Source organism: Promicromonospora aerolata (assembly GCF_042682255.1).
GTDB lineage: Bacteria > Actinomycetota > Actinomycetes > Actinomycetales > Cellulomonadaceae > Promicromonospora > Promicromonospora aerolata.
In genome coordinates, this window is the sequence record NZ_JBHUHF010000001.1 from 3,509,057 (window position 1) to 3,523,119 (window position 14,063).

The following is a 14,063-nucleotide window of genomic DNA, read 5'->3' on the forward strand; positions in this document are numbered from 1 at the left end:
TATGTCGTGATCGACGGCGTCCGATCGCGTTCCCCGACCGCTCCCGGCAATCCGGTGGCAACCGGGCGGTGTTCGGGTGGTCGCCGACAACAGGTGATCGCGTCGGTGAGTGATCAGCGGGTCGTCCGCTGGGAGGGAGAGGCCAGTGAGTGTGCTGCTGCTGGTATCGGTACTGCTGCCGGCGATGACCGGTCCGCTGTTGCTCGCGGGATGGCGCACCGGTCGCTGCGGTGTCGCGGTGACGACGTTCGCTGCCGTGTCGGCTGTCGTGGTCGCCATAGAGGTGGCGGTGCGCGGCCCGGTCGCCGCGGTCATGACCACCGGCCCGGACGGGTCGGCGGTGGCCGGGTTCTATGCCGATCGAGTGTCGGTGCTGTTGCTGTTGCTGGTGCTGGGCGTCAGTGCCGTGGTGCAGGGTTTCGCCACGCGGTACCTGCGCGGAGACGCTCGGGCGGCCCGCTTCGCCGCGCTGACCGGGTTGCTCACCACGGCCACCGCGGCGATGGTCACCGCCGCCACGCTGATCGGGCTGGCTGTGGCCTGGTCGGCGATCGGCCTCGGGTTGTGGTGGCTGTTGCGGGTGTACCGCGCCGATGCGTGGGTGCCGGTGGCGGTCGCGCGGACCGCACGCATGGTGCTCGTCGGCGACATCGCGCTGTGGACGGCGGTGATCGTGGCCACCGTGCAGTGGGGGAACGTGGACCTGCGCGCTCTCGAGCTGCCGACGACCACATCGGCGGCGGGTTCGATCATCGCGGGAGCGCTCGTGATCGCGGCGGTGGCTCGCTCCGCGCTGGTCCCGATAGCGGGATGGCTTCCGGCCACCGTCGCCGCGCCGACACCGCTGTCAGCTCTGCTGCACGCCGGCATCGTCAACGGGGGCGGCGTGCTGCTGCTGCGGTTGCACCCGATGATCGACTCCTACGCCACGGCGACGGGTCTGGCCTTCCTCGCCGGCGCGCTCACCGCAGTCTACGGCACCGCGCTCATGCTGACCCGGCCCGACGTGAAGTCCGCACTGGCCTACTCCACCGTCGGCCAGATGGGATTCATGGTGATGACGTGCGCTCTCGGCGCCTACTCCGCCGCGCTGTTCCACCTGATCGCACATGGCATGTACAAGGCCACGCTCTTCCTGGGGTCGGGGTCCGCGGTCGGCGATCACGTCAAAGAACGCACCGCACCACCGCGACCATTGGGCAGTCCGGGTGCGCGGCGCGCCTTCGGAGCGCTCGCCCTCCTGGTGCCCACGGTGGCGCTCGCCGGTGCGGTGTGGCTGTGGGAATCGGTGTTCGGGCTCGCCCATTCCGGGACGGTGTTGCTGCTGGCGTTCGCGTGGGTGACGGGCACCCGCCTGATGTGGGGCTGGGCCCGACGCGTGACGAAACCGGGGCCCGCCAGCGCGTTCATCGCAGTGCTCATCGCCGTGATGGTTGCCTACCTCGGTGCGCTGTCGGTCTTCAGCGCCTTCACCGAACCCACTCTGCGGGCCGCGGGCCCCGCGGTAATGAGCGCGTGGACGCTGATCCCGGTCTTCGTGGTGGTCGCGGCGCTCACCACCGTACGGGTCACCACCGTCCCCGCTCTGACCTCGCTGCACAAGACCCTGTATGTGGTGTGTCTGAGTCTCGGTGATCTCGGTCCGCGCGCTCGCAGGACCGCGTTCACCAGGGGCGCGCGCAGTGCCGCGCCTACCAGATCGTTCGTTCCCGTTGTGGTAGGAGAATCATGACAGTCACCGTCGATTCGGTCCCCGTCGATCAGCGCGCGATCGAGCGCGCACAGCTGCGAGCCGAGATCAGTGTGGCCGCCCGCGTCCTCACCCCCGTATGGCCGTTGAGCAGTTTTATCGCGGTCAACCCACTCGGCGGGCTGGAACATCGGCCCTTCGACGACGCTCTCGCCATCGCCGGTGACCTCTACGGCCTCCGAGGCACCCTCGACGAGGCCGAGTTCCGCGCCGCCCACACCACCGGCCGAATCACGAAGGCCGATCTGAGCGAGGCTCTCGAGCGCCGACTCCCAGACGCCGTCACCGCGGCACCTGTCGAGGTCGACGGACGCGTCTACACCGCCGCCGAGATCCTTCTGGCCGACCTTGTCCACGGATCGACCCCGCCACCCCCCACCCGCCGGCTGCTCACTCTGAGCGAACGCGTGTGCGCGCGCACCGCGGCAGCGATCGACGCTCAAACCGTCAAATGGTGCTCGGCGTATCTGGATCCCGGCCAGGCCAGCTGGACAATGCCCGGCCGCGACCGGGGCTTCTACCCGGCCTGGGCCGATCTGGCGCCACGCGATCCGCGGCTCCCCGCAGCCGCTCGCCGCGCGCTGCGCGACCTCCCCTCCGATCCCGCTGATGCCATCTCGCACGCACTGGCACGACTCGGTGTAGGACACGGTGGTGAACGCATCGCCTACCTGCGCGCCCACCTGACGCGGCTGCCGGGCTGGGCCAGCCACATCCTGTGGCACAGCAACACACCCGGCTCCACAATCGACCTGGTCGACTATCTCGCCGTCCGGCTCAGCTACGAGGCGCACCTGCTCGACACCACCGAACTACCCGCGAGGACGGCTCCTGGTCCCGCTCACCCATCGGGCACGGCCACAGACCGTGCCCATCGCGCGGCACAGGCATTGGGCACGACCGGTCTCGATGCCGCCGGCGAGGCGTCGATCCTCCGGATTCTCGACCATATGCCCGTCGATTCGCGGCCACTGGTGTGGCTGGACGCCTACGAGACGCACTATCGCCGCGGTCTGCTGGAGGAACTGGACAAACCCGTCCCCACCCCGAACTTCACCCGCGCCGACGCGCAGTTGGTGCTGTGTATCGATCCCCGCTCGGAAGGACTGCGCCGGCACCTCGAGGCGCTGGGCAGCTACGACACGTTCGGATTCGCGGGGTTCTTCGCTGTGGCCAGCCGCATCCACGCCCTCGCCAACGGCGATCCCGCGATCGCGGCGCCGGCTCTGGTGACACCTCACATCGACCTATATGAACAACCCGACCCGGCAGCGCTCGTCGCGGCGCAGCGCCACATCGCCGGACTGCACACCCTCGCAGCCACCGCGGACGCGGTCCACACCGCCAAAGCCGACCTGGCGGCACCGTTCGCTCTCGCCGAGATCCTCGGCTGGGCGAGCGGGCCCGTGGCCGCCGCGAAAACCCTGGCACCTCGCCGCTACCGGCGATGGCGCACCCGCACCCGGACCCGGATCGCGCCCCCTGCCCGCACCGTGATCGACACCGCCGGCGGGCTCGGTCTCGACCAGCGTGTGCAGATCGCCGAAACCGCCCTCACGGTCATGGGACTCACCAAGGGTTTCGCTCGGCTGGTGGTGTTCTGCGGACACAGCGCCAGTACCGAGAACAACCCCTTCCATTCGGCCCTGGCCTGCGGCGCCTGCGGTGGCAACCCTGGCGGGCCGAACGCTCGCGCCGCCGTGGACATCCTCAATGACACCGAAGTGCGCGACAGGCTCGCCAGCCGCGGCATCGACATTCCCGACGACAGCTGGTTCGTCGCCGCCGAGCATGACACCACCAGCGACCGCGTCACCATCCTCGATCGCTACCGGGTGCCCGACACACATCGGCACGACCTCGATCGGCTCACCGCCGACCTGGCCGAAGCCGGACGTCGCCTCGCTGCCGAACGAACCACCCTGCTTCCCGGCGCGCCCGACCGACCGAGTCCGCACACGGCGGCACGCCACGCCGGGACCCGTAGCGCGGACTGGGCACAGGTGTATCCCGAATGGGGCCTGGCCGGCAACGCGGCATTCATCATCGGACCACGCACCTTGTCCGCAGGCGTCGATCTGCGCAGCCGCTGCTTCCTGCACTCCTACAACCCCGACGACGACCCGACCGCGACCGCGCTGGAAACGATCTTCACCGCAGCGATGATCGTCGCGCAATGGATCAACTGTCAATACTATTTCTCCACCGTCGCCCCCGACATCTTCGGCGCCGGCACCAAAACAACCCACAACGTCGTCGGCGGAATCGGCGTTCTCACCGGCCCGTCCGGAGACCTGCGAACGGGCCTGCCCTGGCAATCGGTGGCAGTCGGGAACCGCCTCGTGCACGAACCGATGCGCCTGCTCGTCCTCGTCCACGCCCCGCACGAGCGAATCGACACCATCGTGGCCCGCAACCCCAAGGTGCGCGATCTCGTCGACAACCACTGGATCACTCTCCTCGCCCGCACCGACCAGAGCTCCCCCTGGCAACACCGCGCCCGCGGGGGATGGATTCCCTACCCCACCTCGAACGGAGTGCAGCCATGACCCGCACCAACCTCGCGAAAATGACCAGAATCGAGGTCATCGTCTCGGGAACCGACGCCCCCGACGTTCGCCGCATCATCGAGCACTCCGGCGCCACCGGATACACCACTATCTCCGGCGTCTCCGGTCTGGGCCACAGCGGATACCACGAAGGACGGCTGCTGTTCAACGAACAGGACACCCTCGCCCTGCTCATCACCGTCATCCCCGACCACCGCGCCGACGCCCTCATCGCCGGCCTACGCCCTCTGCTCGAGAACTCCTCCGGAGTCATGTTCGTCACCGACACTTATGTCAGCCGACCCGACTACTTCACATGAAATCCAGGGTCGTTGCAAAGACGCTTCTATGTTCGTCAAGCCGTAGCGGCGAGTGCGTTTGTCCTGGTCAGGAGCCTGTGCAGGTTGCGGGTGAGGTAGCGCTTGAGCTGGCGGCGGATTGACCGGATTGTCTTGCCTTCGGCGGTTCGGCGTGCGGCGTAGTCCTGGGTCGTGTCGTGCATGCGTAGTCGTGTCATGACCACGACGTGCAGGGCGTGGTTGAGCCGTCGGTCGCCGCCGCGGTCGAGGCGCTGGTAGTCGCTGTGGTTGCCGGAGGCGGCGGGGATCGGCGCGGTGCCGGCGATGCGGGCGAACGCGGCTTCGGAGCGGACGCGGCCGGGGTAGGCCCAGGCGGCGAGGATGACGGCGGCGCAGTAGGGGCCGATGCCGGGCTCGTCGAGCAGGTCGGGGGCGTGTGCGGCCACGAGGTCGCGCAGGGTCTTCTCGTTGTCCTTGAGCTCGTCGTGCAGTTCCAGGGCGCGCGCGGCGAGACGGGCTGCTTCGGTCCGGGCGTACTGCTGGTCGAGGGGGTCGGTGGTGCGCCTGCGCCAGGCTTTGACGGCGCGGATCTGGGCCATCGTGAGCGGCTTGCGGGCGTCGATGCCCAGGTCATGGGTGCGCAGCAGCGCGGTGAGCGCGTTCAGGTGCGCGGTCTTGTCCTTGGCGAGCCGTTCGCGGGCGGTGGTCAGGACCTGCATCGCGCCGGCGACTTCCCCGGCCCGGTAGTCGCGCAGCAGGTCAGCGGGTTGGCCGAGGACGGAACGCGCCGCGGCCTGGGCGTCCAGGATGTCCGTCTTGGCCTTCCCCTTGCCGCGGACCGGGGTGGGCGCCTCGACCACGCGGTAGCCCAGGCCCGCGAGGTGCCCGGCGGCCAGGCGCCCGTAGGAGCCGGTACCTTCCATGCTGATCAGCACAGCCTGCGGTGTGTCGATCGTGCGGCGGGCGACCCAAGCCGACGCGCGGGCCAGGCCGGCCGCGGTGGTCGGGAACTCCTGGGTGTCGACCACCGCGCCCGTGAGGGTCTCGATGATCGCGTAGACGTGGTTACGGGCATGGGTATCGATCCCGACGACGAACAGGTAGACCTGCGCGACGGGTACTGCTTCTGCGAGCATGGACACTGCGATGTTCCTCCCGAGCGTGGACGTCGTGACCGGCGTCGGCCTGGGTAGGAGTCACCTGGAGGCGTAACTGTCATGGGCCACAACCCGTGCAGGACACAGGTCGGGCATGCTTCTGATCAAGCCATCAAGGGGGCTTCACCCCGTTTGGTGGACACGCTGATACTGGATCGTGGATCCAGAGGAAGCGAGTTTGATCCGCATGGCTATGAAGAACTATCCGGAGGAGTTCAAGGCCGATGCTGTGGCCTTGTACGAGTCCACACCCGGGGCGACGATCAAGGGGATCGCCCGGGACTTGGGCGTCTCGCGAGAGACGTTGCGGTTATGGGTGCGCCGCGCGGCTGAGCAGCGCGGGCAGGCCGCCGTGACGGCCGGTCCGGCAGCGGGCACGACGCCCGGCGAGCCGGCGGTGCGTTCCGGTGGCCGGGTCGGGCAGCTGGAGGCACGGGTCGCCGAGCTCGAGGCAGCCAACGCTCGCCTGGAGGCTGACAAGCGCAAGCTCGCCACCGAGCGGGAGATCCTGCGCAAGGCCGCGAAGTATTTCGCGGGAGAGACGACCTGGTGAGCCGCTTCCAGTTCGTCGCCGAGCACCATCCCACCTACTCGGTGAAGCGGCTGTGCCAGGTTCTTGAGATCAACCGGTCGAGCTACTACAAGTGGCGCGACGGTGCCGCTGGTCGTGCCGCCCGGGCCAGGGCTGATGCCGGGCTGGCGGCACGGATCCGGGCCCTGCTGAAGGAGGATCCGGCTCTTGGCTCGCCGCGGGTCACGACCGAGCTGCGTAAGACCGACCCGGTCGGGCCGCCGGTGAACCACAAACGGGTCGCTCGTGTGATGCGCGAGCACGGCATCGCGGGGATCCGGCTGCGCCGACGGGTACGGACCACGGTCCCGGACCCGTCCGGGCAGAAGGTGGCCGACCTGATCAAGCGGGACTTCACCGCTCCGGCACCCAACCGCCGGTATGTCGGCGACATCACCTACCTGCCGATCGGTGGCGGGCAGTTCTTGTATCTGGCGACGGTGATCGACCTGTACTCGCGCCGTCTCGTGGGCTGGTCGCTGGCCGATCACATGCGCACCGAGCTGGTCACCGACGCCCTGCAGGCCGCCGTAGCCGAGCGGGGTTCGCTGGCCGGAGCAATCTTTCACAGCGACCACGGAGCCCAGTACGGATCGAAGGACTACGCGCAGCTGTGCGGCCGGCTGCAGGTGACTCAGTCCATGGGCGCGGTCGGCACCAGCGCCGACAACGCCCTGGCCGAGTCGTTCAACGCCACGCTGAAACGCGAGACCCTGGCCGGCGCACCCGCGTTCGACGATGCCCGCGCCTGCCGCCTCGCAGTGTTCCGCTGGATCACGCGCTACAACCTGCGCCGACCGCATTCCCGGCTCGGGAACCAGAGCCCCATCGACTACGAACACGAAACCGACCCGGCTACGCTACGGCTGGCCGCCTGACCACACGAAGACGTGTCCACTTCTCGGGGCGAAGGCCCCCTGACGTGGTCGTAGGTGGTGGTCAGGCTGGTGACAGCGCCTTGCAGGAGCGCAGTCAGATGCTCGACGGAGGACTCGATCACCTGCCCGCGTTCTTCGAGCAGCTCCGCCTTGACCGCGGCCTCGTAGGCCGAGACGGACCCGAGCAGGTTCGCGTCGCCCTGCGTGGCCTGCGCCAGCTCGGCGATCAGCTGCAGGTCCTTGTCGGTCTGCTCGTAGAACTCGAGCAGGTCCGCGGCGATGCGTTGCAGCCTGGACATCGCCACAGGTGCTCACCCCCTTGTTCCCGCGCGGCACGACGGCGGTGGACGGTCAGATCTGGTTGGTGTACGCGCTGGCCTTGCGAGCTGCGTCCAGGAGAGAGTTGACGGTCTCTTCGGCAGACCGCACCGCGGCGGACAGCGACGCGATGACTTCGCGGTCGGTCTGCGTGGCGGTGCCGCCGATGAGCTCCTGGATCTCCCCTATCTGGTCGGAAAGCTTCGCCTTGTAACCGCTCAGACTGTTGGCCGTGTTCTGCGCATTGCTCGCTACCACCGATACAGCGGTCTTCAGGTCCTCGACCTTGGACATTCACATACCCCCTTGTTGCGGCCCGGTACGGGCCAGACTGGAACTCACTGCATCGAGCCTGGTCACGCGGGACCTAACCCGGACGGACCAGTGGGCGGCTTCACGCGGGCGGCGCGGATCATGCCCGCCCTGGCCGCCAGGATCACCGCGACTACGGCTCCCAGAAGCAGGAGGATCGCCGAGATCACCGGCCCGGTCAGGGCAACGACCGCGACCAGGACACCGGCCGCGATGCCGCCGCTGATCGCGGCAGCTGTCCAGCCACGTGTCCGTGCCGGCCACGCCACGCAGAACGCAATCACCGCACCCGCTGCTTGCACGTACCCGGCAGCGCCGAGCAGCCCGAGTACGCCCGCGGTGATCGCGACGGCGGCGAGCACCACACCGATGGAGATCCATCGGGCTGTGCTGGCAGCCCGGCGTCGCCGGGCCTGGGCGAGCTCGCGGTGTGCTTGGTGGAGCTGTTCGGTCAGGCCGTCCATCGCGGTGAGCGCCTGCTGGGTGGTCTCCACAGGCAGCTCGGCGCTGCCGGAGCCGGCGCCGTCGGGTGAGACCCCCGCATCGGCCAGGATCTGCGCGATCTCTGCCTCGAACGGCCCTACCCGCTCTTCGACCCGTGCACGGTGTACTCGGGCCTGGTCGACGTCGGCCTGCGCCCGCGCAACAGCGACCTCCGCCTCCTGCGTCGCGGTGTCGGTCTCCTGGAGGGCAGTGGCCTGGGCGTGTGCCAGCTGGGTGACCGACTGCCGGTAGTCCTCCCACACCGCTCCGTGATCGGGGGCAGGCACGTGTGCGGGCGGAGTGCTCACGTTCTCGCGCCCGGCCCGGTCATCAGGGCCCTTGTCCGGCGTTGCCCACGGGTTGAGATTGGTGGTCATCGGGTCGCCTCCGTCCGGCCGGTCGTGGGGCGTACTTGAAGAGCGAGCTGTTCGCCCTCCGACGCAGTCAGCGGTGCGAACGGCACGGCGAGGACGGGGTCAACGCCGATGCCGTCCCAGACCAGGCATCGCGCGGGGTCGGAGGCCCAGCGCAGCAGCGGCTGCCCCAGCGCAGACCGGACGCCGTCCTGCGGGTGCTTGAGGAAGATGTAAGCGCTGACGCTGGAGCGTTTGAACCCGAGCTGCTCGGTGACCACGTGCAGCCTGTTCCACCAAGCGAACGTCACCACCCCAGCACCCGGGCCGTGCTTGAGGACGTCGTCCAGGGCACTGGCCGGGCTCTCCATCAACCCCTCGGGGTTCTGCGTCATCCCGGCCACCGCGTGCAGCCCGTGCCCGAGCACCAGCAACGGACCGGGGACCTGCCGGTCACGGATCTGGTCACGCAGAGTGAAGATCCGGGCGGTGATCGACTCGTGCGACGTCACGTGCTCCACCGAGCACCCCGCAGCGAACAACACGTCCGTCAGTGCTCGCTTACCCACGGTGGTGGCCGGGTCGGCGGCCGTTGCGTCCAGGAGCACCACCTTCGGAATCTCCGCCGCGGCACCCCTTGCGGCGAGGACGGTCGAGAGGGTGAGACCGGTGATCACCCCGAGAGCGTCAGCTGGCCCGTCGCCCACAATGAACACCCCGGCGCCCGGCTCATGCCGGACCGGGATTGTCGCCGGCTGCTCGGTCACAGCAACCGGCAAACCCGCCCACGCGTTCGGGGCGCCCGTGACATCACGCCCGGGCTCGATGGAGCCCACCGTCGTCCGTAGGTTCGCGGGTTCGGCCAGGTGGAACACCCGTGGGACGGACACCCGCTCCCCACCCGCGCGTTCCCACAGCTCGCGCCGCAGGTCCGCCAGGACGTCCGGGTCGGCGTGGGCGACCTGGATCTGCCGGTTGTCACCGGTAGCGCCGTAGTTGTCGTTCAGGATCGCTTGCCCGCGGAACTGCAGACCTGCTGCGGCGCTGTTGCCCGCGCCGAGGACGACCTGGGAGTCGTTGCTGGTGGTCTTCAACGCGATACGCACCGGGACCTGCCCGAAGATCGAGTCCCGCTTGGCCGTCAGCTTCGGCGTGCCGTCCAGCGTCTGCGTCGACAACACCATGTGCACGCCGTAGCTGCGCGCGATCCGGGCGATGCGCTCCAGCAGTCCAACCGCTTCGGTCGCCAGGTCGTCGTCGCCGTCCAGCAGGACCTGGAACTCGTCCAGCACCACCAGCATCCGCGCCGGACGGGGCAGGCCCGCAAGGCCGCCGGGCGGGATCTGCGCGATGTCAGTGACATCCATCTGCTTGAAGACCTGCGAGCGCGCGACCAACTCCTGGTTCAGGTGGCGCAGGACCGCGACGCCGAAGGTGCGGTCGGCGTGGATCCCCAGCACCTTCGCGTGCGGAAGGAACGCCTTCCGACCCGGTCCTGGACCGAGCCGGGCGAACTCCACGCCGTGCTTCATATCGATCAGGTACATCTCCAGGTCGTCCGGGGAGTACCGCACGGCCAGGTTGTGGATCAGGGCCAGCAGGAGGTTGGACTTGCCCTGCCCGATCGCGCCAGCCACCAGCACGTGTGGCAGTGGAGGGTTCCCCGACCGCAGACGAACGACAGCCGGATCGGCGTCGGTGAACCCAATCGCCGCTTCCAGACCCTCACCCTGCTCGATCGGTACCCACCACGTCTCGCGCGGGGGCAAAGTTTCGGTGAACCCGATCGTGGGCAGTGCGGCCTTGCTCGTCCGCTCCACCACGTCCCGGCACACGGCCTCGGTGTCCACGACCGGACCGTCGGGCACGACAGAGACACCGGGCAGGGCCTCGGCCCACAGCTCGTCACCGCCGGCGACAACCGTGGACAGCGGACCAAGCAGGTCATCGGGATTCACGCCCGGGGCAGGCTGTGCGGTCGGGTCGAACGTCACCAGCAGGCTGATCCCACGTGCCTGCCCAGACTGCGCCAGGCGGACCAGGTCGGCCTGTGCGGTCTGGTCGACGCCGCGGGGGTAGTCCAGCACCACCAGCACCCGGTGCGCGTCCGAGGACCGGGACCTGGCCTGGAGCTGCTCGAACTTGCTCAGCCCGGCCTGGGCCATGCGATGCGCGCGCATCGATGACACCTCACCCAGCCCCGCCAGCACCGAACGCAAGCCCGCGGCGTCGTGCACCGGCCTAGACACGACCTGCCCGAAACGAGACGTGACCGCACCTAAGACTCCCATCACACCGGTGACCTGGGGATCGAACGTCTCGACCTGCACCCCGAACGGCTCCGAAGCCGCAACCACACGCAGCACCGCCTGCTGCACCACCGTCAGGCACGCCGACCGGTCCTGTCCCAGCCGCCCGGCCAGGTCGTCAGGAGCGTCCGTCGCGCGTGCCGCTACGCCCTCGCGGACGGCCCTCCCATCCGGGAGGACCTGGTCGGTGGAGACCTCGGCGAAGTCGTCCTCCGTGACCGCTGACGACGGCAGGACACACCACCCGGTGGTGCCCAGCAGCGGCAACACCACAGGGACGCCGGTACCCGCGGCAGTACCGACCCGGACGAACCCCGCCCACCGCGCACCAGCGGCCAGATTTCCTCGCCGCCAGCGACCGTCGCCGGGTTCCCAACCTGCAGCACCCGGCGCGAGCACGGCGGCTTGTTCGGCCAATTGGCGCCTGTCCTGGGCGTCGAGCGTGTTCGCTTGCTGCTGGACGGGCAGGACAGCGACGGAGGCCTGAGCGCGTTTCGCGGCAGACAACCTCGCCACCGCGGCGGATTCCTCCTGCATGGCAACAGACCGCGCATCAACCACGAGCCGGCGTGCGGCACCGGCCAGCGCCCGCATGCGCTCCTCGACCGTCCCTGGCGACTCCACAACCTCGCCCGAAGCGGCCCCTACCTGGTCACTCACACCGGCCCCCGCCCGAGAAAAACACCAACACGACCGGGCCAAGGCTCCCACACGCCACCGACACCGTCGATGGAAGCCCAGACCACGGCAGCCACCGGGAGCTCTGGGTAAAGGTGTCGCGGGGACGGCGCGGCACCTCGCGAGCATGACGAACATCGGCAACCTTCGCACGGCTCACGCCGACCGGACGCCGTCGCCCTTGTCCGGTCCGGCGCCCATTTGCCCGGTGGCCAGAGCATGGTGACGCCTTATTACACCGACGACGCTGTCACGCTGTACCACGGGGACGCGGCGGCAACCCTGGCGCAATTCGAACCAGGGTCGGTCAACTGCATTGTCAGTTCGCCGCCCTACTTCGGCCTGCGGGACTACGGCGTAGATGGGCAGCTCGGCGCTGAGCCCTTGCCCAATGACTACGTCGATGCTCTTGCCCAGGTGTTCCGCCAGGCCCACCGGGTGCTCGCCAACGACGGCACACTGTGGTGCCGTTCGGTACCGACCTGGTCCTGCTGCGCTCGGCCCCGCCGATCATCGCCACCCTGCGCCCTTGGACCAAGCGCGCCGACGCCGCGCAGCTGGCGGCCGGGCGTGAGGCATTCGAAGCCACCGTCCGCAGCGGCGCCAGCACGGCCGCCGCGAGCGGGGACGCCGTTCCTGACGAAGTAGGCGACCACGTCGATGAGCGAGCAGACGATGCTGCCGCCTGAGGCCCTGGTGGAGAACGCCTTCGCTCAGGCCGTGCAGGCGAGCAGGAGTCTCGCCGAGTCCCTGGACGCGTACCAGCATCTGAGGGACTGGGCCGACACGGACTACCGCGACTACGTCGAAGCCTCCGAGAATGCGGTCCGCGATCTGCGCCTGGTGGAGGACTGGGAGGCGACTGGTGCGCCCCGATGGGGCGACGTCGTCGCCCATCTCGCGCTCGCTGATAGCCGTCTGCATACCGTTGCCGAGCTGCGCACGCCGATCATCCAGCAATGGGACAAGGTGCGCGATCATCTGGCCAGTTACCGGCCTGTGCTGGACGCGTCGTCCGTGGTCGGCGGGCGACGCGGCATGTACGCCTGGCTCGCCTTTCAAGCCACGCTGGCAGCCCACCCCGCCGAAGTCACCGCGATGACGCCAGCCCAGCGAATCGAACGCTTCCACGCGATGGCCGACGAGCTCATCGAGCGCATGGACGCGGCATGGTCTGAGGACCGTGAGGCGTACGACCAGTGGAACTTCGACAGCGGGTCCGACCCGGACAACGTGCCCGTGCTGCGCACCGAGTGGGCCGTCGAGGCCGACGTCCTGCTCGCCGAGCTGCCCAACGAGTTCCTGGACAGCTCGCTCCCTGTGAGCGCCTTGGATCAGTACCTGATCGCTCGTGATCTCGCGGACTGCGCCCGCAACTTGCCCTCCGGTAGCGACATGACGCAAGGCGTGAGTATCGAGCGGAGCATGATCGGCGCGATGCTGCGCCTGGTGGCCGACCGCCCCGACCAGAACGTCCCCGACGGCCATCAGCACCTGCAGGACGAGCTCAACGAGCTCGCCGTCGACCTAGACCGCTATCAGTGGCACGCCGGACGCACGCCCGCGTCACGTGGCGTCGTCGTGAACCTGATCACCACCACGGAGCACATCCGGGACATCGTCGACGAGCAGAACCATCGCCGCATCACATCCGCACCATTCCCCCACCGCGATCGGTTCCGCATCGCGCCGCAGCGGCTCTCGCACGACTCGCCCGGCCCTGGCTGCTGAAGCCCTTCCTGGTGCGGTGTGCAGGTGCACAGGTTCGGCACCAGCTGGTCGGCGCACGCCCGAATCGCTCCCCATTGACCGGCGGGAAGTGCATACGGGGGGCGTGAGGACGGCTTCGGCGGGTCCGGGAACGCACCTGTCACTCAGCACCCCGCTACGCCGGTGGGGGTTGAACGACAGGGAGCTTGCGATGTCTTCTTCGACGATTCCCACGTCCGTCAGCCTGGAGGGTCGGCTGGCTGCAGACCCCGTGCTCCAGCACACCAGGGCCGGTCGGTCGTTCGTCCGGGTGCGGGTTGAGGCCGAGGCCGTCCCGGTTTCGCTGGGGGACGGTCAGTTCGCGGACTTCCCAGCGGTGCCGTGCGATCTGGTCGTGTTCGGCAAGGCCGCCGACCGGATGACCAGTCGGTTCCGGTTCGGCGACCGGTTCGTCGCCTCCGGGCGGGTGAAGACCACCAGCGACGGCGAGGCCTGGTTCGTGGCCCGCCGGATCGGGCACGACGCCGCCCGCACCACCTACCGCGTCACCCGGGCTCGTCGCATCGCTCGCAGAGGGACGAACGCGCTCAAGGCCAGTGACAACCACCGCCCGGGGCAGCCTGCCGATCTGGACCAGCTGATCGTCGCCGGCCGAATCCTGCCCGATTCCTGGACCGCGTGAAGGAGCCCGCAGCC

General features: G+C 69.0%; 12 protein-coding genes and 1 pseudogene. 8 read left to right on the top strand and 5 right to left on the bottom strand.

Features of this window, described 5'->3' with window-relative positions:
• Positions 1–145 precede the first annotated feature (145 nt).
• From ACFSL2_RS15645 to ACFSL2_RS15655, 3 genes are read left to right on the top strand one after another with little or no spacing between them, the layout of a single operon-like run.
• Positions 146–1,732, top strand: coding sequence for a proton-conducting transporter transmembrane domain-containing protein (locus tag ACFSL2_RS15645; protein ID WP_253878233.1), 1,587 nt, complete (start codon positions 146–148; stop codon positions 1,730–1,732).
• Complete coding sequence (locus ACFSL2_RS15650) at positions 1,729–4,299, top strand: DUF2309 domain-containing protein (RefSeq protein ID WP_253878235.1); 2,571 nt, start codon at positions 1,729–1,731, stop codon at positions 4,297–4,299. The genes ACFSL2_RS15645 and ACFSL2_RS15650 overlap by 4 nt, the downstream gene beginning before the upstream one ends.
• The gene (locus ACFSL2_RS15655; RefSeq protein ID WP_242136442.1) at positions 4,296–4,619 is read left to right on the top strand and encodes a P-II family nitrogen regulator; all 324 of its coding nucleotides are present in this window, start codon (positions 4,296–4,298) and stop codon (positions 4,617–4,619) included. Before ACFSL2_RS15650 ends, ACFSL2_RS15655 begins: the two co-directional genes overlap by 4 nt.
• Positions 4,620–4,654: 35 nt before the next feature.
• Here the strand turns inward: ACFSL2_RS15655 and ACFSL2_RS15660 are convergent, their stop codons facing one another.
• Complete coding sequence (locus ACFSL2_RS15660) at positions 4,655–5,734, bottom strand: IS110 family RNA-guided transposase (RefSeq protein WP_253878237.1); 1,080 nt, start codon at positions 5,732–5,734, stop codon at positions 4,655–4,657.
• 208 nt (positions 5,735–5,942) lie between these two features.
• On the opposite strand from ACFSL2_RS15660, the gene ACFSL2_RS15665 reads away from it, so the two are divergent.
• Positions 5,943–7,204 (top strand): IS3 family transposase gene (locus ACFSL2_RS15665; protein WP_377183469.1). Its coding sequence is split into 2 segments (ribosomal slippage): positions 5,943–6,288 and positions 6,288–7,204, totalling 1,263 coding nucleotides; the frame shifts between segments, so codons are not numbered across the junction.
• On the opposite strand, the gene ACFSL2_RS15670 is transcribed toward ACFSL2_RS15665, so the two are convergent.
• The 4 genes from ACFSL2_RS15670 to ACFSL2_RS15685 form a co-directional block, all read right to left on the bottom strand.
• Positions 7,159–7,503 (bottom strand): hypothetical protein, encoded by a 345-nt coding sequence (locus ACFSL2_RS15670; protein ID WP_253878283.1) that lies wholly within the window; start codon positions 7,501–7,503, stop codon positions 7,159–7,161. The genes ACFSL2_RS15665 and ACFSL2_RS15670 overlap by 46 nt on opposite strands.
• A 52-nt stretch (positions 7,504–7,555) precedes the next feature.
• Positions 7,556–7,816 (bottom strand): hypothetical protein, encoded by a 261-nt coding sequence (locus ACFSL2_RS15675; protein ID WP_253878285.1) that lies wholly within the window; start codon positions 7,814–7,816, stop codon positions 7,556–7,558.
• Positions 7,817–7,878: 62 nt separating this feature from the next.
• A complete protein-coding gene (locus ACFSL2_RS15680) occupies positions 7,879–8,694 on the bottom strand; it encodes a hypothetical protein (protein WP_253878287.1) in 816 nt (271 codons plus the stop codon).
• Positions 8,691–11,639: an FtsK/SpoIIIE domain-containing protein gene (locus ACFSL2_RS15685; protein WP_253878289.1), complete on the bottom strand. Its 2,949-nt coding sequence runs from the start codon at positions 11,637–11,639 to the stop codon at positions 8,691–8,693. Before ACFSL2_RS15685 ends, ACFSL2_RS15680 begins: the two co-directional genes overlap by 4 nt.
• A gap of 237 nt (positions 11,640–11,876) precedes the next feature.
• On the opposite strand from ACFSL2_RS15685, the pseudogene ACFSL2_RS15690 reads away from it, so the two are divergent.
• The 4 genes and pseudogenes from ACFSL2_RS15690 to ACFSL2_RS15705 all read left to right on the top strand — a co-directional run.
• Positions 11,877–12,065 (top strand): annotated as a pseudogene (locus ACFSL2_RS15690) (hypothetical protein); the annotation flags it as partial.
• A gap of 56 nt (positions 12,066–12,121) precedes the next feature.
• Positions 12,122–12,346, top strand: coding sequence for a hypothetical protein (locus tag ACFSL2_RS15695; protein ID WP_377200902.1), 225 nt, complete (start codon positions 12,122–12,124; stop codon positions 12,344–12,346).
• A complete protein-coding gene (locus ACFSL2_RS15700) occupies positions 12,318–13,388 on the top strand; it encodes a hypothetical protein (RefSeq protein ID WP_253873194.1) in 1,071 nt (356 codons plus the stop codon). Before ACFSL2_RS15695 ends, ACFSL2_RS15700 begins: the two co-directional genes overlap by 29 nt.
• A gap of 190 nt (positions 13,389–13,578) precedes the next feature.
• Positions 13,579–14,049, top strand: coding sequence for a single-stranded DNA-binding protein (locus ACFSL2_RS15705; protein WP_253873191.1), 471 nt, complete (start codon positions 13,579–13,581; stop codon positions 14,047–14,049).
• Positions 14,050–14,063 lie beyond the last annotated feature (14 nt).